This is a genomic window from Clostridium sp. FP1, from assembly GCF_011065975.2.
In the GTDB taxonomy this organism is placed as follows: Bacteria; Bacillota; Clostridia; order Clostridiales; family Clostridiaceae; genus Clostridium_AD; species Clostridium_AD tagluense.
Genome location: NZ_JAAMNJ020000001.1, coordinates 4,718,980 through 4,742,849, shown reverse-complemented (window position 1 = coordinate 4,742,849; position 23,870 = coordinate 4,718,980). Strand labels below are relative to the sequence as shown.

At 31.2% G+C, this 23,870-nt stretch carries 26 protein-coding genes, 1 pseudogene and 3 riboswitches; of the genes and pseudogenes, 25 read left to right on the top strand and 2 right to left on the bottom strand.

All coding sequences use genetic code 11. From position 1 onward, the window contains the following. Positions 1–65: 65 nt before the first annotated feature. From G9F70_RS22410 to G9F70_RS22365, 9 genes are all read left to right on the top strand, one after another. Complete coding sequence (locus G9F70_RS22410) at positions 66–659, top strand: GNAT family N-acetyltransferase (protein WP_224617740.1); 594 nt, start codon at positions 66–68, stop codon at positions 657–659. A gap of 72 nt (positions 660–731) precedes the next feature. Continuing rightward, positions 732–1,727: an HD domain-containing protein gene (locus tag G9F70_RS27355; RefSeq protein ID WP_164946708.1), complete on the top strand. Its 996-nt coding sequence runs from the start codon at positions 732–734 to the stop codon at positions 1,725–1,727. Positions 1,728–1,852: 125 nt separating this feature from the next. Continuing rightward, on the top strand, positions 1,853–2,371 hold the full coding sequence (locus G9F70_RS22395; protein WP_164946707.1) for an HTH domain-containing protein: 519 nt from the start codon (positions 1,853–1,855) through the stop codon (positions 2,369–2,371). 605 nt (positions 2,372–2,976) lie between these two features. Further along, positions 2,977–3,831, top strand: coding sequence for a cell division protein (locus G9F70_RS22390; RefSeq protein ID WP_164946706.1), 855 nt, complete (start codon positions 2,977–2,979; stop codon positions 3,829–3,831). A gap of 202 nt (positions 3,832–4,033) precedes the next feature. Then, entirely contained in the window at positions 4,034–4,657 is a 624-nt protein-coding gene (locus G9F70_RS22385) for an NUDIX hydrolase (RefSeq protein WP_318011007.1), read from the top strand. 8 nt (positions 4,658–4,665) lie between these two features. Beyond that, positions 4,666–5,229 carry a histidine phosphatase family protein gene (locus tag G9F70_RS22380; RefSeq protein WP_164946704.1) on the top strand — a complete coding sequence of 188 codons (564 nt, stop codon included), beginning with the start codon at positions 4,666–4,668 and terminating at the stop codon, positions 5,227–5,229. A gap of 82 nt (positions 5,230–5,311) precedes the next feature. Continuing rightward, positions 5,312–5,857, top strand: a complete 546-nt coding sequence (locus G9F70_RS22375; protein WP_164946703.1) for a DNA topology modulation protein — start codon at positions 5,312–5,314, stop codon at positions 5,855–5,857. Between the two features lie 180 nt (positions 5,858–6,037). Continuing rightward, entirely contained in the window at positions 6,038–6,562 is a 525-nt protein-coding gene (locus tag G9F70_RS22370) for an NUDIX domain-containing protein (RefSeq protein ID WP_164946702.1), read from the top strand. A gap of 52 nt (positions 6,563–6,614) precedes the next feature. Next, entirely contained in the window at positions 6,615–7,220 is a 606-nt protein-coding gene (locus tag G9F70_RS22365; protein ID WP_164946701.1) for a histidine phosphatase family protein, read from the top strand. A 165-nt stretch (positions 7,221–7,385) separates the two neighbouring features. Here G9F70_RS22365 and G9F70_RS22360 read toward each other — a convergent pair whose 3' ends face one another. After that, complete coding sequence (locus tag G9F70_RS22360; RefSeq protein ID WP_164946700.1) at positions 7,386–7,793, bottom strand: DUF2809 domain-containing protein; 408 nt, start codon at positions 7,791–7,793, stop codon at positions 7,386–7,388. A gap of 282 nt (positions 7,794–8,075) precedes the next feature. Here G9F70_RS22360 and G9F70_RS22355 point away from each other — a divergent pair. From G9F70_RS22355 to rbr, 6 genes and pseudogenes are all read left to right on the top strand, one after another. Beyond that, positions 8,076–8,440 (top strand): annotated as a pseudogene (locus G9F70_RS22355) (N-acetyltransferase family protein); the annotation flags it as partial. 32 nt (positions 8,441–8,472) lie between these two features. After that, complete coding sequence (locus G9F70_RS22350; protein ID WP_164946699.1) at positions 8,473–8,766, top strand: MazG nucleotide pyrophosphohydrolase domain-containing protein; 294 nt, start codon at positions 8,473–8,475, stop codon at positions 8,764–8,766. A 132-nt stretch (positions 8,767–8,898) separates the two neighbouring features. Further along, a riboswitch (SAM riboswitch) is annotated at positions 8,899–9,019 on the top strand. 93 nt (positions 9,020–9,112) lie between these two features. Continuing rightward, positions 9,113–9,215, top strand: a riboswitch (SAM riboswitch). A 119-nt stretch (positions 9,216–9,334) separates the two neighbouring features. Beyond that, positions 9,335–10,333 carry a methionine ABC transporter ATP-binding protein gene (locus G9F70_RS22345; protein WP_164946698.1) on the top strand — a complete coding sequence of 333 codons (999 nt, stop codon included), beginning with the start codon at positions 9,335–9,337 and terminating at the stop codon, positions 10,331–10,333. Then, positions 10,334–10,978 carry a methionine ABC transporter permease gene (locus G9F70_RS22340; protein WP_164946697.1) on the top strand — a complete coding sequence of 215 codons (645 nt, stop codon included), beginning with the start codon at positions 10,334–10,336 and terminating at the stop codon, positions 10,976–10,978. It begins immediately after the preceding gene. Positions 10,979–11,060: 82 nt separating this feature from the next. Continuing rightward, positions 11,061–11,879 (top strand): MetQ/NlpA family ABC transporter substrate-binding protein, encoded by an 819-nt coding sequence (locus G9F70_RS22335; protein WP_164946696.1) that lies wholly within the window; start codon positions 11,061–11,063, stop codon positions 11,877–11,879. Positions 11,880–11,973: 94 nt separating this feature from the next. Beyond that, positions 11,974–12,558, top strand: coding sequence for a rubrerythrin (rbr, locus tag G9F70_RS22330; RefSeq protein ID WP_164946695.1), 585 nt, complete (start codon positions 11,974–11,976; stop codon positions 12,556–12,558). Positions 12,559–12,708: 150 nt separating this feature from the next. On the opposite strand, the gene G9F70_RS22325 is transcribed toward rbr, so the two are convergent. Beyond that, positions 12,709–13,245 (bottom strand): DUF1003 domain-containing protein, encoded by a 537-nt coding sequence (locus G9F70_RS22325; RefSeq protein WP_164946694.1) that lies wholly within the window; start codon positions 13,243–13,245, stop codon positions 12,709–12,711. A 244-nt stretch (positions 13,246–13,489) separates the two neighbouring features. Between G9F70_RS22325 and G9F70_RS22320 the strand changes: the two genes are divergently transcribed. The 10 genes from G9F70_RS22320 to G9F70_RS22275 all read left to right on the top strand — a co-directional run bounded on the left by G9F70_RS22320 (position 13,490) and on the right by G9F70_RS22275 (position 23,691). Then, the gene (locus G9F70_RS22320; protein ID WP_164946693.1) at positions 13,490–13,849 is read left to right on the top strand and encodes an ArsR/SmtB family transcription factor; all 360 of its coding nucleotides are present in this window, start codon (positions 13,490–13,492) and stop codon (positions 13,847–13,849) included. A 92-nt stretch (positions 13,850–13,941) separates the two neighbouring features. Continuing rightward, positions 13,942–14,958 carry a permease gene (locus G9F70_RS22315; protein WP_164946692.1) on the top strand — a complete coding sequence of 339 codons (1,017 nt, stop codon included), beginning with the start codon at positions 13,942–13,944 and terminating at the stop codon, positions 14,956–14,958. A 243-nt stretch (positions 14,959–15,201) separates the two neighbouring features. Then, entirely contained in the window at positions 15,202–15,429 is a 228-nt protein-coding gene (locus G9F70_RS22310) for a thioredoxin family protein (RefSeq protein ID WP_164946691.1), read from the top strand. A gap of 31 nt (positions 15,430–15,460) precedes the next feature. After that, complete coding sequence (locus G9F70_RS22305) at positions 15,461–15,889, top strand: arsenate reductase ArsC (protein ID WP_164946690.1); 429 nt, start codon at positions 15,461–15,463, stop codon at positions 15,887–15,889. Positions 15,890–16,006: 117 nt separating this feature from the next. Continuing rightward, the gene (gene arsB, locus G9F70_RS22300) at positions 16,007–17,074 is read left to right on the top strand and encodes an ACR3 family arsenite efflux transporter (protein ID WP_164946689.1); all 1,068 of its coding nucleotides are present in this window, start codon (positions 16,007–16,009) and stop codon (positions 17,072–17,074) included. 61 nt (positions 17,075–17,135) lie between these two features. After that, on the top strand, positions 17,136–17,531 hold the full coding sequence (arsD, locus tag G9F70_RS22295; RefSeq protein ID WP_164946688.1) for an arsenite efflux transporter metallochaperone ArsD: 396 nt from the start codon (positions 17,136–17,138) through the stop codon (positions 17,529–17,531). A gap of 108 nt (positions 17,532–17,639) precedes the next feature. Continuing rightward, positions 17,640–19,382 carry an arsenical pump-driving ATPase gene (gene arsA, locus G9F70_RS22290; RefSeq protein WP_164946687.1) on the top strand — a complete coding sequence of 581 codons (1,743 nt, stop codon included), beginning with the start codon at positions 17,640–17,642 and terminating at the stop codon, positions 19,380–19,382. Positions 19,383–19,445: 63 nt separating this feature from the next. Beyond that, positions 19,446–19,511, top strand: a riboswitch (Fluoride riboswitch). Between the two features lie 64 nt (positions 19,512–19,575). After that, positions 19,576–20,757 (top strand): cation:proton antiporter, encoded by a 1,182-nt coding sequence (locus tag G9F70_RS22285; protein WP_164946686.1) that lies wholly within the window; start codon positions 19,576–19,578, stop codon positions 20,755–20,757. A gap of 256 nt (positions 20,758–21,013) precedes the next feature. Continuing rightward, positions 21,014–21,259: a hypothetical protein gene (locus G9F70_RS22280; RefSeq protein ID WP_164946685.1), complete on the top strand. Its 246-nt coding sequence runs from the start codon at positions 21,014–21,016 to the stop codon at positions 21,257–21,259. 749 nt (positions 21,260–22,008) lie between these two features. Then, entirely contained in the window at positions 22,009–23,691 is a 1,683-nt protein-coding gene (locus tag G9F70_RS22275) for a ribonuclease J (RefSeq protein WP_263484353.1), read from the top strand. Positions 23,692–23,870 lie beyond the last annotated feature (179 nt).

Below are 23,870 nucleotides of genomic sequence, written 5' to 3'. Positions count from 1 at the left end.
TAAAATTTTTATGGCAAAATTTTAGTTTATACAAGGGGCTGATAGATTAAATGCTCATAAATTCTATGAAAATCATGAATATATTAATAGGAAGAGTCAGAAAAATTTTATTAAGATGCTTGGAGGGAGTAATACTGTTAAATAACTTTAGAATAGATGAAAAATTAGTTTATATAAGGCAGCCTGATTTTGCTGAATTAGACTTTATAGCGGAGTTATGGTCAGATGAAGAAACCATGAATGATGTTGGTGGAGTTGTACCCTTTCCAACAGAAAAAAGAGAATTATGGTATAGAAAAATGGTAGACCCATCAGATGGAAAGAATTTTTACTGCTTAATCTATAATAATGATGACGTCTCAGTTGGAGAAGTAAGTTTTCATAGATTTGATGCAGAAGAGAAAAAGGCAGATTTCAATATAAAAATACAAAGTAAATATAGAGGCAAAGGATATGGTAAAGAAGCAATAAGTCTTCTCTTAAGTTACTATTTCTATGATTTCGGTGGACAAGTTATTTATGATGATGTGATAAATGAAAAAGGTCAAAAGGCTCTACAAAGCTTTGGGTTTAACATAGTATCAAGGTCTGATAGTGAGATTTTATTTAAAATGACCAAGGAAAGGTTTATTGAATTGCAAGGTGCGTATGGCTGTTAATAAAAAAATGATGAATGCTATTAAGGAAAACTTAATAGGGGAGAAGTATAAGATTATTTATGGAGGGTATGTATGGAAACTAAAGTATATGATTTAGGGACAGTGAAGGATAAAGAGTTAAAATTTGCCGTCATAGTTTCAAAGTACAAGGGTAAATTCGTCTACTGTAAGCATAAAGAAAGAGAAACTTGGGAAACGCCAGGAGGACATAGAGAATTAAATGAAGATATTAATGATACTGCAGCAAGGGAATTAAAAGAAGAAACTGGCGCAGTGAAATTTAATATGAAACCTATAGGTGATTACTTATGCAAGTATTTTGAAGGAAAAGAAGATTTTAATGAAAGCTATGGAAGATTATATTATGCAGAAATTGAAGAGTTGGAAGAACTACCTGATTTAGAAATTGGAGAAATTGCCTTATTTGATGATATGCCAGAGAATTTAACATACCCACAAATTCAACCTATTTTACTTGAATGGGCAGTAAAAGGGTTAAATACAAGAGAATTAATAAGCACCATCTCAAAAATAGTAGAAGAGCAGTGTAAGAGTAAAGATAATATATTTGGTTATGAAGGCTGGTCATGTCACATTGTTGGTGTAGTTAAATATGCTAAAATTTTGGCGAAAAGGTTGGGTGCTAACGAAGAGCTAGTTGAGATAGCAGCATTGCTACATGATTATGCAAGTGTAAAAGATAAAAACATGTATGAGCAGCATCATATATATGGAGCTATAGAAGCAGAGAGAATTCTTAAAGAGTTAGATTATCCAAAGGAAAAAATAGAAATTATAAAAGACTGCATCCTATGTCACAGGGGTAGCGTAAAAAAGCAGCAAAAAACTAAAGAAGCGGTATGTATAGCAAGTGCGGATGCAATGGCTCATATAGATCAGGTTCCATCATTATTACATCTGGCTTATCATAATAAAAAAATGGAGGTAAAAGAAGGTGCTGAGTGGGTAAGTGGAAAAATTGAAAGAAGCTGGAACAAATTGTGCCCAGAAGCAAAGGAGATTATGAAGAGAAAATATGAATGTGCTAAAGTGGTTTTGGAAGGGTGATTGTAGAATTTCATAGAGGAGATTTAATATGGATGAATGGTTTACAATTGAGGATAGGACGTATAAAGTTTTTTATGCAGTGAAAAAAACATCGTAGAATATTATGAAAGTTAAGGTGAAAATATATGGAGATTGATATTATAAGACAAAATGTAAGTAAAAATGTAAATCAGAATGATTCTATTCTTAGGGAAGATATACAAAACCTGATTAAAAATTATAAAATTGAACTGAAATCTTTGAGTAAAATAACTGGAATAGATTATGCATGGTTAAAAGATTTTATGGATGGAAAAAATATTTTCATTGATTTTTTTACTAACTTAAAGAATTTTACTGAGAATAATAGAGAGAATGTAAATAATTCAAATATTCCCAGCCCTATATCTTTATCAAGTATAGTTTCTGTGCTATCTTATGGGAGAATAAATGAAGATGAACGAGTTAAGGCCGTAATAGATGTATTAATAGCTGAGTTTGAAATTAACTATGAAACTTTAGCCATATATGCAGGACTTGTGGTAGAAGATGTGCAGAGTTTTATGAATGATGCGAATTCCATTTCCATTGAGAAAAAATATAAGTTAGCAGTAGCAAGTCTATTTTTACATTATTTATTTAAACAACCAGAGAAATTTAAATAGAAAGCCACTAAGAATGAAAAGTCCAATAGTAAGAAAAATATATGGTAAAGCAAGCCTTAAATTTATATTAGCAAGACTAGTATTTCGTAACTTTCATATAGTCTGAATTATTTACACATAAACCCTCTATATTATTTGTTGAATATAGAGGGTTTATGTGTGCGAATTTATAAGTGCTTATAGGTGAAAAAAACAATCATTTTTGCATTTTGCACCTCATAACGGAACGAGTTGTTGAAAGTTAGCTTTTTTTAATGACATCTATAAGATTATTATTATAGTATTTATGTAAATGGTACATAAGGCAAGAAAATATAAAATTAGAAAGAAATTAGTAAATACTTGTGGAATAGATATAAGATTACAAATGAAAAGGCGGAAAATAACAAAGTTTATTATAGAATTTTATAGACAAGATTTTAAAATGCAAGTATTTTAAAAACCGGCAGTTGGTGGGATTATTATTAAAAGAGAAAAATGAATTGACTATATATTGCTTCAAGAGAGATGCAAGGAGAATGGTGGAACAGAGAATGGATTAATAGAAATACCCGCAGGTAAGATTAGAGAATATGAAAATATATTTATTTGGTAAGGAGTTAAAAATGAAAAAATTGAGGTTATTGAATTTTATACCGTTATTGATGGCGGTACCATCAATAATTATTGGGGTGATAGCAATGTACACCAATAAAGTACCAATTGCTATTTTTGGTCAAAATATTTTTTATTTAGTATTAGCTGGAATGATTTCATACTTTATACTATTAAAAAAATCTAAAGTTAAAAATAATGCAAGCACTAATACCACTACTATTATAGTTGCAGTAATTCTTTTATTTCTAACTTTTATTAGTTCAGGAATAGAAGGAGTTCATAGATGGATATCTGTTGGGCCAATTAAGTTTTACGTTGCAGTAATTGTACTGCCTATTATAATTATAGAACTATGGAAATTGTTACAAATAAGAGATTGGTGGTTTTCAGCTGCTATTACAATAGTTATATCAATTTTACTTGCGATGCAACCAGATGCTTCTATGCTAACTGCATTTGCTATTTCAATGATACTATTGTTATGGAATAAGATTAATAACAATATTTTTCGTTCTTGTATTGTAGTATTACTTTCTGCGTTGATTATTATTTCATGGGTATTTTTAGATGGATTACCACCTGTATCTTATGTTGAAAATATAGTTAGTTTGGTAGCGAATATGGGAATAATATGGCTTAGTTTAGGGGTTATTTCTCTTGTAATATTGCCACTGCCATTTATATTTTTTTCACCAAAAAAATATAAATTGTTATCAGTAAGCATTGGGATGTATTTTATAATTATTTTAATTTCTACTCTATTTGGAAATTTTCCAGTTCCATTGATGGGATACGGAGTTTCCCCTATAATAGGATATTTTATATCTATAACTTGGTTCGCAAAATCCAAAATTAATTCATAATGTTCATATAGTCTGAATTATTTACACATAAACCATCTATATTATTTGTTAAATATAGGGGGTTTATGCGTGTGAATTTATAAGCAATTATAGGTACAAAAAACAATCATTTTTGCATTTTGCACCTCATAACGGAACGGGTTGTTGAAAGTCAGCTTTTTTTAATGACATCTATAGGATTATTATTATAGTATTTACGTAAATGGTACATAAGGCAAGAAAATATAAAATTAGAAAGGATTTAGTAAATACTTGTAGAATAGATATAAGATTACAAATGAAAAGGCGGAAAATAAAAAAGCTTATTATAGAATTTTATAGAGGAGATTTTAAAATGGAAGTGTTTTCAAAACCAGCAGTTGGTGGAATTATAACTAAACGTGAAAAAGGAATTGACTATATTTTGATTCAGGAGAGGTGCAAGGAGAATGGCGGGGCAGAGAACGGATTAATAGAAATACCCGCAGGAAAGATTAGAGAATTTGAAAATATATTTGATTGTTTAAGAAGGGAGATTTTTGAAGAAACAGGGCTTAAGGTCATTGAAATCCTAGGAGAAGATGAAGGGGTAATTAATAAATCAAATGGGTTCAAGGTTATAAATTATATTCCTTTTGCTTGTTCTCAAAATATAGAGGGTAATTATCCTATCATGGTTCAGACTTTTATATGTAAAGCTTCAGGACAAATATTAGATAAAACAAATGAAACTAAAAATATTAGATGGATTTCCATAAATGAATTAAAAGATATGTTATATAATAATGAAAATGGATTTTATCCAATGCATGTAGCCACATTAAAAAAATTTATAGGTGAGAGGTAGAAAAAAGAGTGAATACAAATATATATTTAGTAAGACATGCCATGTCTATCTATACTGCAGACGAATTAAATCGGCCATTATCAGAAAAGGGATATAGAGATGCAGAGAGAATAACGAAAATTTTATTAACTGAAAATATAGATACTGTTTTATCAAGTCCATATAAACGTGCAATCCAAACAGTTGAAGGTATAGCGAAACAAATTGGTACTGAGATAATACTTGAGGATGGATTTAAGGAAAGAAAAATAGCAGAAGGCTTAGTAGAGAATTTTGAAAGTGATATAACTAAATTGTGGACAAACTTCAATTATGCTTTTGAGGGTGGGGAGTCAAATCTAGAAGCACAAAACAGAGGGATTCTTTCACTTAATAAGGTGCTAAATAAGCATAATGGTAAGAATATTGTTATTGGTACTCATGGCAATATTATGGTTTTAATAATGAATTTTTTTGATAGTAAATACCACTATGAATTTTGGAAACAGCTTAGTATGCCTGATATTTATAAGTTGAGTTTTGATGATAGTAAGCTTGCAGGAGTAAAAAGAATATTTAAAGATAAAACATAAGTTTATATATAATATTCTAAATGATTTAAACTTATATTTATATTTTGTATAATAAAAATGTTAAAGATTAAAGGGGGTATAGATGAATAATATAGGAAAAAGAATAATGGTAATAGGTTCACCAGGTAGTGGCAAGAGTACATTTTCAAGAAAACTTGCAGGGGTAGCAGGCCTCCCACTTATTCATCTTGATAAAGAATTTTGGAATAATGGCTGGATTGAGACCCCAAAGGAAGACTGGGTAAAAAAACAAAAGTCTTTAATATTAGGCTGTGAATGGATAGTAGATGGTAATTATGGTGGTACCATGGATATTCGTCTTGAAAAAGCTGATACAGTAATTTGCTTTAAATTAAGTAGGACAGTATGTTTGCTGAGTTATTTTAAACGAGTTATAACAAATATAAATAAAGTAAGACCAGATATGCCAGAGGGTTGTCCTGAGAAGTTTGACCTTGAATTTATAAAATATATTTGGAACTTTCCTAAGGCCTCAGGACAAGTAAACATAAATAGACTCGAAAAAAGTAAAGATAAACAAATTATAGTGTTTAAAAATAGAAGGCAAGCAAAGCAGTATATTATAGAAATATCTAATGGAAAAAAAAGAAGAGTTAACCAGAAATAGTTTCAAAGTTTATAGGACCAAAGTCACTTTAAGTCTTGATGTAGGCACTATCAATGTAAGAAAAAATCATGACGTATATTTGAACCGGAAAGTGTGTTAGAATAGGGAATATAGAGCAGAAAGTTATTAATTGAGCAAATATTTATTAATGACATATTTAAAATAAGGAGGCAAAATGCAATGGATTTAATAAAAGAAATATATGAAAAAGATATTGGTTACAATTATGAAAATATAAATATTTCATATAAGCTTAGGAAAGCATCAAGATCAATTGTACTAAATGATTCACGAAAAATAGCCTTATTATTTGTATCAAAGAATAACTATCACAAGCTACCAGGCGGAGGAATTGAAGCAGGTGAGGACATTAAAACTGCTTTAAATCGTGAAGTAATGGAAGAAGCTGGAGTTAATATTGATGTTTTGGGTGAAATTGGTACAATCATAGAATATAGAGATAAGCATGAATTATTACAAATATCATATTGCTATTATTCTGAGGTAAAAGGTGATATTAAAGAGCCATCATTTACAGAGGTCGAAAGAAATAGTGGTTTTCAACTAAAATGGGTGACCTTAGATGAAGCTATATCTATTCTTGAAAATGATACACCAGATAATTATCTTGGAAAATTCATTCAGAGTAGAGATTTAATGTTTCTAAAGAGTGCCAAATGTCTTTTAAACAGTAGCAATATATAATAATTATTTGATATTATATATTATTTTATTATAGTCAGGGGATGGGTGAAAATTGAAAATATATATAACAAGACATGGAGCAACGGAGTGGAATAAAGAAGGTAGGATGCAGGGCTGGCAAGATTCAAATTTAACTGAAATAGGTGTTGATAACGCTAAAAAGCTAGGTGAGAGTTTGCAGGCTATAGATTTTGATTATATTTATTGCAGTCCACTGGGGAGAGCTTTTGACACAGCAAAATACATTCGAGGAAATAAAAATACTGAGATAATTAAAATTGAAGATTTAAAAGAAATGGGATTTGGTATATGGGAAGGTATGGACCATGAAAAAGTAAAAGAGCTATATCCTACCCAGCAGTTTAATTTCTGGAACAAGCCTCAATTGTATGAACCTATAGAGGGAGAAAGCTTCCATGAATTGATTCACAGGGTAAAAAAGGCATTATATGATATTATAAATAATACCACTGGTGAAAATATTTTAATAGTAACCCATACAGCTGTAATAAAGGCAATCTATTCAATAATCAAGAATTATTCTATTGAGGATTTTTGGAGTAAACCCTTTATGTATGATACATGTTTAACAGTACTCGAAGTGGAAGATAAGAAAATTGAAATTATTTTAGAGGCGGATATTTCACATTTAGATTAGAACATGATTAGTGTGAATAATATAAAGAATTTTAATGGAATCCATTTTAGGATTCCATTAGTTTAAGGTTAAGGCATTAAGGGAAGCCTAGAAAGTTTTACGGTGGGTGTATTTAATGAAAATAATGATATAGTTGGATATGGCGGCTGTAAAAAAATGGGGTGGCTATGCTTTGTCAATTCTAGATTTATACAATGCAATGTAGTAATCAATAATTATACCTAATCCAATGCCAATAGCATAGGCTAATAAGTCAGTATATAAAAATACATATCCTAATACCAATCCACCCAAAGTTGTTTTTCTCATATTATCTATCCAAATAGCATGATACAATTGGCTTAATTCAATAATATAGCAAAATGATATTCCCATCAATGCAACTAACTTTGTTTTCATATCCTTAAAAATAAAACCAAAAGCAAGAAAAATCATTAATGCCCACAGAGCATCACCCAAATATGTATTCAAAAAATCTGGTATGACAGTAGCCATCTTTCTTGAGCATAATCCTAAAATAATTACAATTATTATCATAAATCCATAAAATAACCTATTGCGTTTATAAATCATATTTAACCTCATCCCAAATTATTCTTTTAATTTCCTATTTTTTTCTTCTTACAATTTTTGATATTTAGCTAATCTATGCTGCGATTCAAATTGCTTAGTACCTATATTAACTATAATTATAGCATGTTGTAAAGTTTGTTTACGTAAATTCCAATGAAGTTCGCATTAATATTGTAGCGTGGAAGATGATGATATAAACATAAGGTTCACTAATAATAAAGTAAATATATTTGAAAATGTAAAAGGATATATAGAAAAATAGGTCCTACTAGGGGAGGGAAAATGGAATATAAAATTGAAGTAATGATACAATCAGATTGGGAGCAAGTAGCAAATATTTATCTGCAAGGTATTAAAACAGGAATAGCAACATTTCAGACAGAAGTACCTATTTACGAAAATTGGGATAATAGTCACATAAATTCATGTAGATTAGTTGCTCGCTTAGGTGACAATGTGCTGGGGTGGTAGCTCTGAGTAAAGTCTCAAGTTGATGTGTTTATAAGGGAGTAGCGGAAGTAAGTATTTATATTGCTGAAAAATATAAAGGCCAAGGAATAGGGAAGGTTCTTTTAACAAAGTTAATTAAAGCATCTGAAGAAAATGGTTTTTGGACTTTGCAATCGGAACAACCTCGCAATAATAGTGAAACTTAATTATTATAAAAGGAGAGAATATAATGGAAAATATTGTTCAAGATTTATCAATATCAGAAATGTTAGATATGTCGCATAAGTTATGGGAAAAACACAAAGATACCTGGAGTCCAATGGAACCTGCGCAAGGTAAGATTTCCATACTTTATATGATTGAAGAAATTGGCGAAGCAATTGCAATAATAAAAAAGAAAACGGAAGATGGAATTATGAATGATCCAAGGATAAGAGAGCGATTTATTGAGGAGCTAGGGGATGTGCTAATGTATTATTCAGATACGTTAAACAGATTTAAAATTACACCTCAAGAGTTTTGAAGTACATACATTAAAAAATTTGAGAGTAATATGCAGAGAGATTATGAAAGTCAGTATAAGAAAAAATAAAAAAATACCTTTACATTTCCTCGAAATGGTGATAATATAACTTTAATTTAATAAATCAATTAATTCTCATCAAGAGAGGTAGAGGGACTGGCCCTATGACACCTCGGCAACCGTCAGATATCATTCGTCTGAAAAGGTGCTAATTCCTGCGCTAAGTTCCTTAGAACTTAGCGGAAGATGAGAGAGGTAACCTTGTAATTTTATACCTCTTTCATCATTTATATTGATGGGAGAGGTTTTTGGTTTTTAAAATAAATTTAAAATAAAATTTAATATTGTCTTATCAAGAGAGGTGGAGGGAATGGCCCTATGAAACCCGACAACCAGTATCATATATGATACATGGTGTTAAATCCTGCAGCATTGCTGCGAGATAAGAATAAGTTTGGCATTAGAGCCCAAGTTTATTCTTGGGTTCTATTTTTTTTAGGAAAATAATTGCGAGTAGCGATACTTGCAATAAAAAAAGTAATAAGTTATGAAGAGGAGATGAGATTTTATGATTAAAGTTTGTGACGTAAGTAAAAGTTTTTCCAAGGAGAAAGTATTAAATAGTGTTTCTTTTACAGTGGATAAAGGCGATATTTATGGAGTTATTGGTCACAGTGGTGCTGGCAAATCCACTTTACTTAGATGTTTTAATGGGCTTGAATCCTATGATACAGGCAGCATTAATATAATGGGAAAAGAAGTAAAGCAGTTAAGTTCAAAAGAGCTTAGGGAATTTAGAAAAGATGTAGGTATTATATTTCAAAGCTTCAATTTGATTAACAGAAAAAATGTTTTTGAAAATATTGCATTTCCACTGGAAGTATGGGGAAATGACAAAAATTTTATTAAAGAAAGAGTAGATAGCTTAATAGAATTAGTTGGACTTAATGATAAAGTAAATAGCAATATACGCGAACTTAGCGGAGGACAAAAGCAGCGAGTTGGAATTGCAAGAGCCTTGGCACTTAATCCAAAAATATTACTTTGTGATGAAGCTACTTCTGCATTAGATCCTAAAACTACAAAATCTATATTGGAGCTTTTAAGAGATATCAATAACAAATTTAATATAACAATTATCGTGGTTACACATCAAATGGAGGTGGTAAAAGAGATTTGTAATAAATTTATTCTTTTAGAAGGAGGTGAGATTAAAAGTAGCGGTATTACAGATGAATTATTTATTAGACCAACAAGTGAAATGAAAACACTTATAGGAGAGGAAGAATTATTACCTAGTACAGGGCATAATATTAAAATATTTTTTCCAAAAGAAATTAGCCAGAGTTGCGTAATAACTTCCATAGCCAGGGAGTTAAATATAGATTTTTCAATAGTATGGGGCAGGCTTGAAAAATTCAGAGATAATGTAATGGGAAGTCTTATAATAAATGCAAGTGATGAAAATAGGGAAAAAATATTAAAATATTTAGATGGAAAATCTATAGAATGGGAGCTTATTAATTACTTATTGAAGAAAGATGAATATAAGGAGGGGGGGATATAAATGCTATTTAAAGATGTTTTACTACCTGCACTTTTAGACACAATATATATGGTAGGGGTGTCTACAATTTTTACAGTGATTTTGGGGTTTATAACAGCCGTGGGACTTATTATAAGTAGTCCTAAAGGGCTAAGACCAAATGTTCTAATTTATAAAAGCTTAAACTTAGTAGTAAATATGCTTCGTTCTTTTCCGTTTATTATATTAATGATATCTATATTCCCTTTAACCAAACTTATTGTTGGAACAACCATAGGTACTAATGCAGCTATAGTTCCATTAACTCTAGGAGCAGCTCCTTTTGCCGCAAGAATAATAGAATCTGCACTACTGGAGGTTGATTACGGAATCATTGAAGCGGCTAAATCTGTTGGTGCAAAAACCTATCAAATTATATTTAGGGTTATGGTAAAAGAGGCAATGCCATCTATAGTTCTTGGAGTTACTTTAACAATAATAAATATTATAGGTTACTCCGCTATGGCTGGGACAATTGGTGGCGGTGGCCTGGGAGATGTAGCAGTAAAATATGGCTACTATAGATTTAAAACAGACATTATGATATACACTGTTATTATTTTAATTGTAGTTGTGCAAATTATTCAAGCCTTAGGAAATTTATTGTACAGAAAAATGATTAGATAAATCTTAAATTATACAAATGCGAGGGGGATAACAATTAATAATTGTTATCTACACCACAGAAATACGAGGGGGAAAATTAAAAATGAAAAAAATATTAAGCGTATTATTAACAATAGTTGTGATCTTAACAGTAAGTGGTTGTGGAGCAAAAAAAGAAGTGGCTGCACCTGCAAAGGTAGCACCCGAGAAAAAAATCATTAAAGTAGGTGCCACGCCTGTGCCTCATAAAGAGATATTAGAGGTGGCAGCGCCAATCCTTGCGAAAGAAGGATATACACTTGAAATAGTAGAATTTACTGACTATGTAACACCAAACACTTCACTAGCTGAAGGACAACTAGATGCTAATTTCTTTCAACATATACCTTATTTGCAATCTTTTAGTAAAGAAAAAAATCTAAAACTTGACTATACTGTAAAGGTTCATCTAGAACCTATGGGCGTGTATTCTAGTAAATATAAAAAACTCAGTGATTTAAAAGATGGGGCTGAAATAGCTATTCCAAGTGATCCTACGAATGGAGCGAGAGCACTTAGAGTACTTGAAAATGCTGGACTCATTAAATTAAAAAGTGGTGAACTTATTTCAAAACTTGATATTACGGAAAATCTAAAAAAACTTAAAATAACTGAACTAGATGCTCCTCAACTTCCAAGGATACTAAAAGATGTGGACGCAGCAGTTATAAATTCAAATTTTGCTATAGAGGCTAAATTAAATCCAACAAGGGATTCACTAGCAATTGAATCAAAAGATTCTCCTTATGCAAATGTGATTGCAGTTAGAAGTGAAGATAAAACTAAACCTTATATACAGGCACTTTCAAAGGCTTTAAATTCTCCAGAAGTTAAAAAATTTATTGAAGATAAATATAAAGGAAATATAATTCCAACTTTTTAAAAATAAGATGCCTTAAAAGAGGAAAGCTATATCATTTATAGAATACTTTAGTATACACAATTATTTTCTCTTCGGAGAAAGAAGGAGGCATTTTATGAAAATGTTAAAAGGTACAAAAACAGCTGAAAATCTAATGAAATCATTCGCAGGTGAATCACAAGCTAGGAATAGATATACTTATTATGCGTCTGTAGCGAAAAAAGAGGGATATGTACAAATATCTAATATATTCACAGAAACAGCAGGAAATGAAAAAGAGCATGCTGAAAGATTTTTTAAATTTTTAAGCACAAGTTTAAATGGAGAAGTGGTAGAAATCAATGCTACATATCCTGTAGGCTTATCAGATACTAAATCAAATTTATTATGGGCAGCAAATGGAGAAAAGGAAGAATGGTCAGAACTTTATCCAGAATTTGCAAGAGTTGCTGAGGAAGAAGGATTTGCTGATGTTGCTTTTGTTTATAGAAAAATTATTGAGGTTGAAAAGCATCATGACGAAAGATATAGACAACTATTAAGCAATATAGAAAATAATTCAGTATTCAATAAAGATACAGTAGTTAATTGGAAATGTATCAACTGTGGTTATATTTTTGAGGGAAAAAGTGCTCCAGAAATATGCCCAGCCTGTGCACATCCAAAAGCATATTTTGAGGTATTAGCTGAAAATTATTAATATAAGGTAGATATAAGAATGGGAAATGGATTATTAATAAGATAATCCATTTCCCATTATTTTATTTATAAAATGATTATTAATTTCTAAATTGATTTTAAATAAAACAGTGAAATTATACAACTTGCTAATTGCTGCTTGGATGGCACTTTATTTTGGTAAACTATCAATGTATTCTACCATTTTAGATTGATTCTCTACTAATATTTTTTGATTTTGAATTAATATATCCATTTTCTTATGCAAATCTTGAATTATTAATTCAGATTTAAGATTTATTTTATAATCATTTGTTGATTTTATTCTATCTTTATCTTCCTGTCTATTCTGACTCATCATGATTACAGGAGCCTGTATAGCGGCAGTGCAAGATAGCACTAGATTAAGGAGTATAAATGGAAACGGGTCAAATAAATTTTTGAACATGGAATTTAATACTATCCATATTACTATAACTGATAATGCAATTATTATAAAACTCCAGCTTCCTACTGATGCAGCTATTTTATCCGCCATTTTATTTCCAAAAGTAAGAGTTTGTGCATGAGCAATCACGTTATCTTTGGATATTTTATTTCCAATTAATTCATGTAGTAGTTCTTCTTCAATATCGTTAAAAATTTCTCCTTGTTCTAATATTTCATTTACGATTTTTTCGGTATCTGATTTTTCTTTTTCATTTTCCATGTAAATATCCCTCCTTATATAACTTTAAAATGTATATAAAATTTGATTTAAAATAAAAATACGCTATTGTCCATGACTTTATTTAAGTTATTATACTATACTTCCCATTTTATAAATAGATGGTTAATTTGGGTGGCACTTTTTTTCAAAAGCAGTTGACAAAAGGATTACTTAAGAATACTATACTCATATACCCATATGGATATATGCTATATTATTATTTGCTTTAAAGGATGTGAAACGGATGGAAAAATTATTGAACTTGTTTAAAGTGTTATCTGATGAAACACGTATGAGAATTTTGGTGCTTCTATATCATAAAAAACTTTGTGTATGCCAGATTCAAGGAATACTAGAAGAAGGTCAGCCTAAAATTTCAAAGCACTTAGGTAAACTTCGCGATATGGGCTTTGTAAAAGATGAAAGACAAGAACAATTTATATACTATTACATAGATAAGGATAATGAGCTTCTTAAAGACATATTGGAGAAAATAATCATAAATTTAGAAGATTACGATACCATAGAAAAAGATTTAAAAAACCTTCAAAAGGGTGATGAGTATACAGAAATGTTTAAAAATAAATGCAATCCTAATAGTTAAAGATATATTTTGGAAAATAATGAACAATTGAGAAGGTATGATTTAATTTCACAATATAAATGAAAAAAATATTATACAGGTAGGTGACAAGAATGAATGTAATATCACAAATATTTAGTTGGATAAATAATGAGATTTTAAAAATGACTTGGCTATCAAATCTTATTAAGGGACTTGTAGAAAATGTATTTGGGTTATCAATTAAAGAAAGATTAGGTGGCAGTGTACATTTTTTCATTTATGACACCATAAAAATATTTATACTGTTATCAGTATTGATTTTCCTTATATCCTATATCCAAAGTTATTTTCCACCAGAAAGGACAAAAAAACTTCTTGGAAATATTAAGGGCATCAAGGGAAATGTACTAGGGGCATTACTTGGAACAATTACACCTTTTTGTAGTTGCTCTAGTATTCCAATATTTATTGGATTTAACGCAGCAGGGCTACCCCTTGGAATAACTTTTTCCTTTCTTATATCTTCGCCACTAGTAGATTTGGCATCATTATTAATTTTAATGTCTTTCTTTGGTGTTAAGATTGCTATAGCCTATGTTGTTGTAGGACTAATTTTAGCGGTAGTAGGTGGAAGCATTATTGATAAATTAGGGCTTGAAAAGTATGTAGAAGGTTATGTGAAAGAGATAGAAAATGTGGATGCAGAAATAATTGGGATGACAAGAAATGAACGAATATCTTATTCAAAGGAGCAAGTTAAAGATGTATTTCATAAGGTTTGGCTATATGTTTTAATAGGGGTTGGTATTGGAGCTGCAATTCACAATTGGATACCTCAATCAATAATAGAAACTGTAGTTGGAAATAACAATCCATTTGCAGTATTACTAGCTACGGCTGTTGGCATACCAATGTACGCTGACATATTCGGAACCTTACCAGTAGCAGAAGCGTTATTTGACAAAGGTGTAGGAATTGGTACAGTATTATCCTTTATGATGGCAGTAACTGCTCTTTCACTTCCATCAATAATTATGCTTAGTAAGGTTGTTAAACCTAAATTATTAGCCATATTTGTGGCTATAGTTGCAACAGGTATAGTTATAATAGGATATTTATTTAATGCGTTTTCATTTTTATTAGTTTAACGACATTTCAGAAGGAAAGTCTCCCACTTATATAAGTGGGAGTTACAAGCTATAAGAAATAAAAAAACTTCAGTAAGAGTCTAAATCTCCTTATGAAGTCGTTAATATTGCAGCATCGCAGATGATGATTTAGTACTAGAAAAATATAATAAGATTGTGCTCTACATTCGCACAATAATATAAATTCACGGGGATAACAATTAATAGTTGCTATCTACTAAAGGGAGAGCAAGGAGGATTATTATGATAATTAAAGTTTTAGGTTCAGGATGTTCAAGTTGCAAGAAATTAGAGGAAAATACAAGAAAGGCAGTAGAGGAGTTAGGTATTGAGGCAACTATAGAGAAAGTTGAAGACTTTAAACAAATAATGGCTTATGGAGTTATGAAAACCCCTGCTCTTGTAGTTGATGAAAAAGTGAAAATAATGGGAAGAGTGCCCTCAGCTGAGGAAATTAAGAAATATTTATAATTAAACCACCGAAGTAAAGGAGGATTATTTTATGAAGCCAAAGGTAGCGTTTATATGCGTTCACAATTCTTGTAGGTCACAGATGGCAGAAGCACTGGGAGTGATCTTTGGCTCAGAGGTGTTTGAATCGTACTCAGCGGGTACTGAAACTAAGCCTCAAATTAACCAAGATGCGGTGAGAATAATAAAGGATTTATATAAAATGGACATGAATGAAACTCACACATCCAAATTAATTGAGGACATACCACAAGCTGATATTGTAATAAAAATGGGATGTAATGTAGTTTGTCCAATAATGGCTCACAGGCATGTAGAAGATTGGGGACTAGATGACCCTACCGGAAAATCTGATGACGAATTTATAAAGACAGCAAGAATAATTGAAGAAAAAATAAAAGATCTAAAGAAAAGAATTGAAAATAATGAAATTGATTTAAGTGGAGAAGTGGTGTGGTAGTGTATTGCGAAAGATTGTGTAAATGTAAACTTCAAGACTTATGTAATAACAAAATAGAAACATAATTTATTGGCATTGTAAATATAAAATTATTAAAAAATTAAGGGGTGATTAATTATGAGTGAAGTTAAAAAATCGGATATGGGATTTTTCCAAAGGTACTTAACAGTTTGGGTGGCAATTTGTATGGTAGTAGGCGTGCTTAGTGGAAAGTTTATTCCACAAATTCCAGAATTCCTAAATCAGTTTGAATATGCCAAGGTTTCCCTCCCCACTGCTATACTTATTTGGGTAATGATTTATCCCATGATGATGAAGGTAGATTTCCAAAGTATTAAGAATGTTAGGAAGGAGCCAAAGGGTTTGTATATAACCTGGATAACAAATTGGCTTATAAAACCATTTACCATGTATGCAATATCTTCATTTTTCTTTTTTGTTGTATTTAAAGCATTTATCGCACCAGAACTAGCTACTCAATATCTTGCAGGAACCATATTGCTAGGAGCTGCTCCCTGTACGGCTATGGTATTTGTTTGGAGTTCTCTTACAAAAGGTAATCCAGCCTATACCGTTGTGCAAGTAGCCACCAATGATTTAATTATATTAGTTGCATTTATACCTATAGTGAAACTCCTATTAGGCGTTAGCAACATTGCGGTACCTTTGCGTACACTGATTTTATCAGTAGTTTTATTTGTTGTTATTCCTCTAACTTTCGGAATTTTGACAAGGATTATGGTAACAAAGAAAAACGGGCTGGAATATTTTGAAAATACCTTCCTCCATAAGTTTGATAATGCAACTACTGTTGGATTACTACTTATGTTGGTATTGCTATTCTCATTCCAAGGTGAAACCATTTTAAATAATCCATTACACATTTTATTGATTGCAGTGCCACTAACTATTCAAACATTTTTGATTTTCTTTATTGCTTATTTAGCAGGTAGAAAGCTAAAACTAACACATGATATTGCAGCACCTGCTGGAATGATTGGAGCATCAAACTTTTTTGAATTATCAGTTGCCGTTGCCATTGCTCTGTTCGGTATGGACTCGCCTGCAGCTCTAGCTACAGTTGTAGGGGTATTAACTGAAGTACCAGTAATGCTAATTCTTGTAAAAGTAGCAAACAAAACTAGTAATTGGTTTCCGCAGCCAGTAGCTCATAACAAACAATAATTAAGAGTATTAAAAATGCTAAAAGTATTAAAGTAATAAAAAATGATTGGAGAGATTATTAATGAAAAAAATGCAAATATTTGAAGCTGCAATGTGTTGTTCAACAGGACTTTGTGGAGTAGGGGTTGATCCTGAGCTTCTTAGGGTTTCAACTGTCCTTAATGGATTAAAAAAGAATGGCGTTGAGGTGCAGAGATTTAACCTCTCAAGTTCACCACAGGAGTTTGTGGATAATAAAGTAGTGAATAAGTTCATAAACGAAAAGGGTATTGATGACCTACCAGTTACTATCTTAGACGGTGAAATTGTGCTAGTAGGAAGATATCCAACAAATGAAGAATTAATGAAACTTTTAGATGTAGAAGTAAGCTTTTTAGGTCAGAAACCTAAGAGTTTTAAAATAAAAGTGGCTCCTAAATCAGGAGGATGTGGCTGTGGCCACGGTAACTGCTGTTAATACTGTAGTTGTAGTTTATGAAAATTAAAAATTACGAAAATGCCAAACCAATCCACTATGGAGTGGTTTGGTATTTTAAATTAATAATGAAACTGGAGGTAATTAAACATGGAAGTTTTCAATCCGCAAAATATTAAACTTACAAAATACTTATTTTATACAGGCAAAGGTGGTGTAGGAAAAACTTCTACGGCTTGTGCTACAGCAGTTAACCTTGCTGATAGAGGGAAAAAAGTTCTTCTTATAAGTACAGATCCTGCGTCAAATTTACAGGACGTTTTTAACACTGAACTTACCAATAAGGGTATCCCAATTAAGGAAGTACCAAATCTAGTTGTTGCGAACCTTGATCCAATAAAAGCAGCAGCAGGACACAGAGAGAGCGTTATTGCACCTTATCGCGGGAAATTACCTGATGCAGTGCTTAATAATATGGAAGAACAGCTTTCTGGGTCTTGCACTGTTGAGATTGCGGCTTTCAATGAATTTTCAAAGTTTATAACGGATGAGAAAGTACAAAAGGAGTATGACCACATTATATTTGATACCGCACCTACTGGTCATACACTTAGAATGCTTCAATTACCATCAGCCTGGAGCAATTTTATTAGCGAAAACACACATGGTGCATCTTGCTTAGGTCAGCTTTCTGGATTGGAGAGTAAAAGAGAAATTTATAAAAAGGCAGTAGAAACCTTGGGAGATGCAGACTTAACAACGCTTATGCTGGTTTCTCGCCCTGAAATGACACCTCTTAAAGAAGCAGAAAGAGCGGCAAAAGAACTTTCACAGATTGGAGTAAACAATCAAACAATGATAATCAATGGAGTACTGACTTCTTATGATGATAGTGTATCTGAGAGTCTGTACCAAAAACAACAAAAATCACTTAAAGAAATGCCAGAGGGTCTGCAAGGTATTACTACCTATATGTTACCGCTTAGAGCTTACAATATAACTGGTATGGAAAATGTGCGTGCATTACTTACCAAAGACAATTACAGTGTCAGTAGTGAAACTATAAAGGCGAAAACTATTCCTGAGCTTAAAGATGTTATTGAGGACTTGTACAAAAGCAATAAAAAGGTAATCTTCACTATGGGTAAGGGCGGTGTAGGTAAAACTACAATTGCAGCTGCTATTGCACTAGGATTATCTGCAAAGGGCAAAAAAGTACATCTTACTACAACTGACCCAGCGGCTCATCTCAAATTTATTATTAATGAGAGTAGCAACATCACTATGAGTCACATTGATGAGCAAGCTGAACTAGAAAAATATAAAGATGAAGTGCTTTCTACGGCTAGAGAAACCATGGCTGATGAGGATATTGCCTACGTAGAGGAGGACCTTAGGTCTCCATGCACTCAGGAGATTGCAGTTTTTAGAGCCTTTGCACAAATAGTAGATAAGGCGGTGGACCAAATTGTTGTTATAGACACCGCTCCAACAGGGCATACTCTTTTGCTACTTGATTCTACACAAAGCTATAACCAAGAAATAAAGCGATCTCAGGGAGATATTCCACAATATGTGAAAAAACTGTTGCCAAGGCTCAGTAATGCTGATGAAACTGAAGTCATCATTGTAACTCTTGCTGAAGCTACACCTGTATATGAAGCAATTCGTCTTGAAGAAGATTTGAAACGTGCAAAAATTTCAACAAAATGGTGGGTTATAAACTCATCATTGCAGGCCGCAGGTACAACCAATAAATTGCTATCTGCAAAGGCAAGCAATGAAATTCAATGGATTAACAAGGTTGATGCACATGCAAATGGTAAGTTTGCTGTCATAGCTTGGAGCCCTGATGAAATTAAAGGTGACAAGTTAAATGAGTTATTAGTGTAAAAGTATATATAATATATTCTAAGATAACTATTGATTTTAATTAGAAATATAGTATAATGTACTTATAAAATAGGTGATGGAGTTCACCTTAACTATTGTGATTTTGCAATTAATGACTCCTACTTAGAGCTTGTCTTTAAGTAGGAGTCTTTTATTTTGCAAAAAATATTAAAGAAAAGGTAGGGGTTACAACATGGCAATGAGTTTAGCAATTATAATTATTTTAGGATTAGTATTCAATAAATTATTTACAGCTTTAAAACTTCCAGGATTGCTTGGAATGTTAATATTAGGAGTTTTACTAGGACCTTATGGAACAAATATAATAAGTCCGGACATACTTAAAATTTCCCCTGATCTAAGAAAAATTGCACTTATTATTATTTTATTAAGAGCAGGTCTTGGAATTAAAAAGGACACTTTAAATAAAGTAGGTGTCCCTGCATTAAAAATGAGCTGCATACCTGGCATTTTCGAAGGACTTAGCATTATATTTATAGCAAGCTATGTACTTGGGATGTCGAAAATTGAGGCTGGGATGCTTGGGTTTATAATAGCCGCAGTTTCACCCGCAGTAGTTGTACCACCTATGCTTAATTTTATATCCAGAGGCAAAGGAGAAAAAAAAGGCATAACCACCATAATACTTGCAGGGGCATCCATTGATGATGTTTTTGCAATAACTATATTTTCAACCTTTTTAGGGTTATATAGCGGTAAAAATGTAAATATTCCAATGAAAATATTGGATATTCCCATATCTATTTTACTCGGAATAGCATTGGGTGTAATTGTAGGGATTATATTAACGTTAATATTTAAAAAATATCACATGAGAGACACTAAAAAAACTTTTATATTAATAGCTTCAGCAATTATGCTCACAGGAATTGAAGATGTTTTTAAGAATATAGTACCCATTGCAAGCCTTCTAGGTGTAATGACTATTGGTTTTATCTTATTAGAAAAGTATTCTAAAGTAGCAAATAGGCTGTCATTAAAACTTAATAAGGTGTGGGTAATTGCAGAAATTTTCCTTTTTGTATTAGTGGGAGCGCAGGTTAATATATACGTTGCCGCAAGTTCAGGTCTATTAGGATTAATTATTATTATCCTTGGGCTAGTAGCTAGAAGCATAGGGGTATTAGTATCACTCATGGGAACTAATCTAAATGCAAAAGAGAGACTATTTTGTGTGATTTCATATATTCCTAAAGCCACTGTGCAAGCAGCCATGGGAGCGGTACCTCTAGCTGCTGGAGTGAAATCTGGGGAAGTTATATTAGCAATTGCTGTATTATCTATATTTGTTACAGCGCCATTAGGAGCTATTGGTATTAGAATAGCAGGAGAAAAATTGTTGCCAGAGGATTAAGGTACGTGAAAATAAATAAACATCCCATACTTATTTGTTTTTTCTCCCTGTATTAAAATTTATAAAATGGTTAATAATTATAAATGATTATAATAATTTTGAGCCCTCTATAAAATAGCGATATTATAACAAATATAATATTATAAATCAATATAAATTGTAATATAAGTTGATTATATATATAATAGGAGTGCATAAGAAAAAAACACGCATTGGATATAATAATATTATTCATATTATACAAGGAGGAAGATAAATGAATCTAGATGTAAACACACCAATTGACGACCTGTTAGAGACCTGGGTTACCTATTCACAAAAGCTTTTCTACACTATGCTAACTTCCAAACCAGAAATCGAAGAATTTAATAAAGTAAAGTTAGTTCTAAAAACAAAAGGAATTACAAATCTAGAGATACATAATGTTTACGACAAAGAATGTATTTTGCACTATACTAAGCAAGGTGGACTATTTAAAAAGACATTTATTTTAGAAAAATAATTAAATAACTTAAAATGCAACTTACAGGAAAAATAATACACACTAGTATTAAGCGGTATATTTCTTTCGAGTTGCATTTTTAGCGTTATAAAGTGGACAAATAGTTCTATTATATAGAACTATTTTAGTAAGTTTAAAATAGAAAAAAGTATCGTAAGCAAGGCTAAAATTACCTATGAATGATCGGTAAGTCAAGGGTTTAAGGATGCTAAAACAAATTGATGAGAATAGCTTTTAAGAATAATTTACACTGTAGAAAGTGTTATTTTGGGGTTGAGAAATTATTTCTCAACCTTTATTATTTTATAATCGAATATAATCAAATGTAATATGGTATAATTATATTTAATTAGTATAATTGAATTCTTTATAAATGTATTAAAGTTAATCATATTTAGTTTGATAATTAAAGTATTATAAAATATATAGATAAATAAAGAGAGTGATGTTTACTTAAAAAGCAACACTTTGAAATATAGGTTTATTTAAAAATAATTTAAGAAAGGAAAAAATAACTGTATTAACAAAATATAAAAAAAGGTAGGTGAAAATCCTGATTTATGGTTAGTTAATGGGAAGAAAATACTTGGAATAGTGTGTTTTTATAACGGTACTGTTTTTATAATAGACCTGTTAGTATAAAAGAACTAACCTAAGCAGTTTAATCCTGTGATACACCATGCTGTTTAGTCGACAGAACGAAAATATTGGATAAATAGATTGCTTAATATTTAGAAATCGGGAAAATATTGAATAATAATTATAAAAGTAAAGTTAAAAACAAAATCAGAATTATTCCACTAGGTGGACTTGGAGAAATTGGAAAAAATATTACTGCAATAGAATACAAAGATGAGATTGTTGTTATAGATTGTGGGATTTCATTTCCAGATGCAGATATGTATGGGGTGGATTTAGTTATTCCTGATGTAACATATCTTCTAGAGAATAGAGATAAGGTAAAAGGAATTTTTCTAACTCACGGTCATGAGGACCATATAGGAGCATTACCTTATATTTTAAAACAAATTAATGTTCCGGTGTATGGAACACGTTTAACCTTAGGACTTGTGGAAAATAAGTTACAAGAACATGGGATAATGGCAGACTGTACGCTAAATGTAGTAAAACCCGGTGATATTGTAAAGTTAGAAAAGCTCAGTGTAGAGTTTATAAGAGTTAGTCATAGTATAGCGGACGCTTGCTCTATTGCTATACATACGCCTATCGGAAGAATTATACACACAGGAGATTTTAAGATAGATTATACTCCAATTGATGGGCAAGTTATAGATTTAGAGCGATTTGCAAAATTAGGTGGGCAAGGAGTACTACTTTTAATGGCTGATAGTACTAATGTTGAACGTACTGGTTTTACTATATCTGAGAAGGTAATTGGAGAATCATTAAATAAATTATTCCAAAAAGCAGATGGTAGAATAATAGTAGCCTCATTTGCATCAAATATCCATAGGATACAACAAATTGCTAATGCTTCAATCTCGGTTGGAAGAAAAATAGCATTTAGTGGAAGAAGCATGGAGAGAATCTCACAAGTGGCTATGGACTTGGGATATTTGTATATACCACAGGAATCTATAATTACCGTGGCAGAAATTCATAATTACCCTGATGAAAAGGTAACAATAGTAACTACTGGTAGTCAAGGGGAACCGCTTGCTGCATTAACAAGAATGGCATCATCTACACATAGGAGTATTGAAATACAAAAAGGTGATTTAATTATTATATCTGCATCACCTATTCCAGGAAATGAAAAATTCATATACAATGTCATAAATGAATTATTCAAAAAGGGTGCTAATGTAATATATAATACTACTGAAGAAATTCATGTTTCTGGGCATGCTTGCCAAGAAGAATTAAAATTAATTCACACATTAGTTCGTCCTAAATTTTTTATGCCAGTACATGGTGAATATAGACATTTAAAACAACATGCACAACTTGCAGAAAAAATAGGAATGGACCCAGCAAATATTTTTATTGGTGAAACAGGACAAATTTTAGAAGTATCACAAAATGAATGTAAATTTGCTGGAAGAGTGCAAACTGGAGCTATAATGGTAGATGGACTTGGCGTAGGAGACGTTGGGAATATTGTACTTAGAGACAGAAAACACTTAGCAGAAGAGGGTATTCTTACTGTGGTAGTTACTATAGAAAGAGAATCTTATAGTATACTAGCAGGGCCGGATATAATAACTAGAGGATTTGTGTACATGAAAGAATCCAATGAGCTTATTAATGAAGCTAGGGATATTGTCAGAAAAGAGTTAGAGCAGTGTTTAAACAATAAGATTAAAGAATGGGCAGTAATAAAATCTTGTATAAGAAATGCATTAGGTCAGTTTTTATATATAAAAACTAAGAGAAGACCTATAATTATACCAATAATAATGGAAATATAATAAAAACTAAATAAAAAAACCAATTCTTAGTTTAATTAAGAATTGGTTTTTTTATTTAGTTTTTATTTAATGGATCACTAACATCCTATATTTTACAATAATGCATTTTTTTTAATCTATATTTAATTTGTATTTATAATAGTTAAAAAAAAAAAAAAATATTATATAATATTGTAAAA

Excerpts from the sequence above, each read along its gene's own strand:
- G9F70_RS22410 (WP_224617740.1), top strand. The coding sequence starts at position 66 with ATGAAAATCATGAATATATTAATAGGAAGAGTCAGAAAAATTTTATTA.
- G9F70_RS27355 (WP_164946708.1), top strand. The coding sequence starts at position 732 with ATGGAAACTAAAGTATATGATTTAGGGACAGTGAAGGATAAAGAGTTA.
- G9F70_RS22395 (WP_164946707.1), top strand. The coding sequence starts at position 1,853 with ATGGAGATTGATATTATAAGACAAAATGTAAGTAAAAATGTAAATCAG.
- G9F70_RS22390 (WP_164946706.1), top strand. The coding sequence starts at position 2,977 with ATGAAAAAATTGAGGTTATTGAATTTTATACCGTTATTGATGGCGGTA.
- G9F70_RS22385 (WP_318011007.1), top strand. The coding sequence starts at position 4,034 with ATGGTACATAAGGCAAGAAAATATAAAATTAGAAAGGATTTAGTAAAT.
- G9F70_RS22375 (WP_164946703.1), top strand. The coding sequence starts at position 5,312 with ATGAATAATATAGGAAAAAGAATAATGGTAATAGGTTCACCAGGTAGT.
- G9F70_RS22370 (WP_164946702.1), top strand. The coding sequence starts at position 6,038 with ATGGATTTAATAAAAGAAATATATGAAAAAGATATTGGTTACAATTAT.
- G9F70_RS22360 (WP_164946700.1), bottom strand. The coding sequence starts at position 7,793 with ATGATTTATAAACGCAATAGGTTATTTTATGGATTTATGATAATAATT.
- G9F70_RS22350 (WP_164946699.1), top strand. The coding sequence starts at position 8,473 with ATGGAAAATATTGTTCAAGATTTATCAATATCAGAAATGTTAGATATG.
- G9F70_RS22345 (WP_164946698.1), top strand. The coding sequence starts at position 9,335 with ATGATTAAAGTTTGTGACGTAAGTAAAAGTTTTTCCAAGGAGAAAGTA.
- G9F70_RS22340 (WP_164946697.1), top strand. The coding sequence starts at position 10,334 with ATGCTATTTAAAGATGTTTTACTACCTGCACTTTTAGACACAATATAT.
- G9F70_RS22335 (WP_164946696.1), top strand. The coding sequence starts at position 11,061 with ATGAAAAAAATATTAAGCGTATTATTAACAATAGTTGTGATCTTAACA.
- rbr (WP_164946695.1), top strand. The coding sequence starts at position 11,974 with ATGAAAATGTTAAAAGGTACAAAAACAGCTGAAAATCTAATGAAATCA.
- G9F70_RS22325 (WP_164946694.1), bottom strand. The coding sequence starts at position 13,245 with ATGGAAAATGAAAAAGAAAAATCAGATACCGAAAAAATCGTAAATGAA.
- G9F70_RS22320 (WP_164946693.1), top strand. The coding sequence starts at position 13,490 with ATGGAAAAATTATTGAACTTGTTTAAAGTGTTATCTGATGAAACACGT.
- G9F70_RS22315 (WP_164946692.1), top strand. The coding sequence starts at position 13,942 with ATGAATGTAATATCACAAATATTTAGTTGGATAAATAATGAGATTTTA.
- G9F70_RS22310 (WP_164946691.1), top strand. The coding sequence starts at position 15,202 with ATGATAATTAAAGTTTTAGGTTCAGGATGTTCAAGTTGCAAGAAATTA.
- G9F70_RS22305 (WP_164946690.1), top strand. The coding sequence starts at position 15,461 with ATGAAGCCAAAGGTAGCGTTTATATGCGTTCACAATTCTTGTAGGTCA.
- arsB (WP_164946689.1), top strand. The coding sequence starts at position 16,007 with ATGAGTGAAGTTAAAAAATCGGATATGGGATTTTTCCAAAGGTACTTA.
- arsD (WP_164946688.1), top strand. The coding sequence starts at position 17,136 with ATGAAAAAAATGCAAATATTTGAAGCTGCAATGTGTTGTTCAACAGGA.
- arsA (WP_164946687.1), top strand. The coding sequence starts at position 17,640 with ATGGAAGTTTTCAATCCGCAAAATATTAAACTTACAAAATACTTATTT.
- G9F70_RS22285 (WP_164946686.1), top strand. The coding sequence starts at position 19,576 with ATGGCAATGAGTTTAGCAATTATAATTATTTTAGGATTAGTATTCAAT.
- G9F70_RS22280 (WP_164946685.1), top strand. The coding sequence starts at position 21,014 with ATGAATCTAGATGTAAACACACCAATTGACGACCTGTTAGAGACCTGG.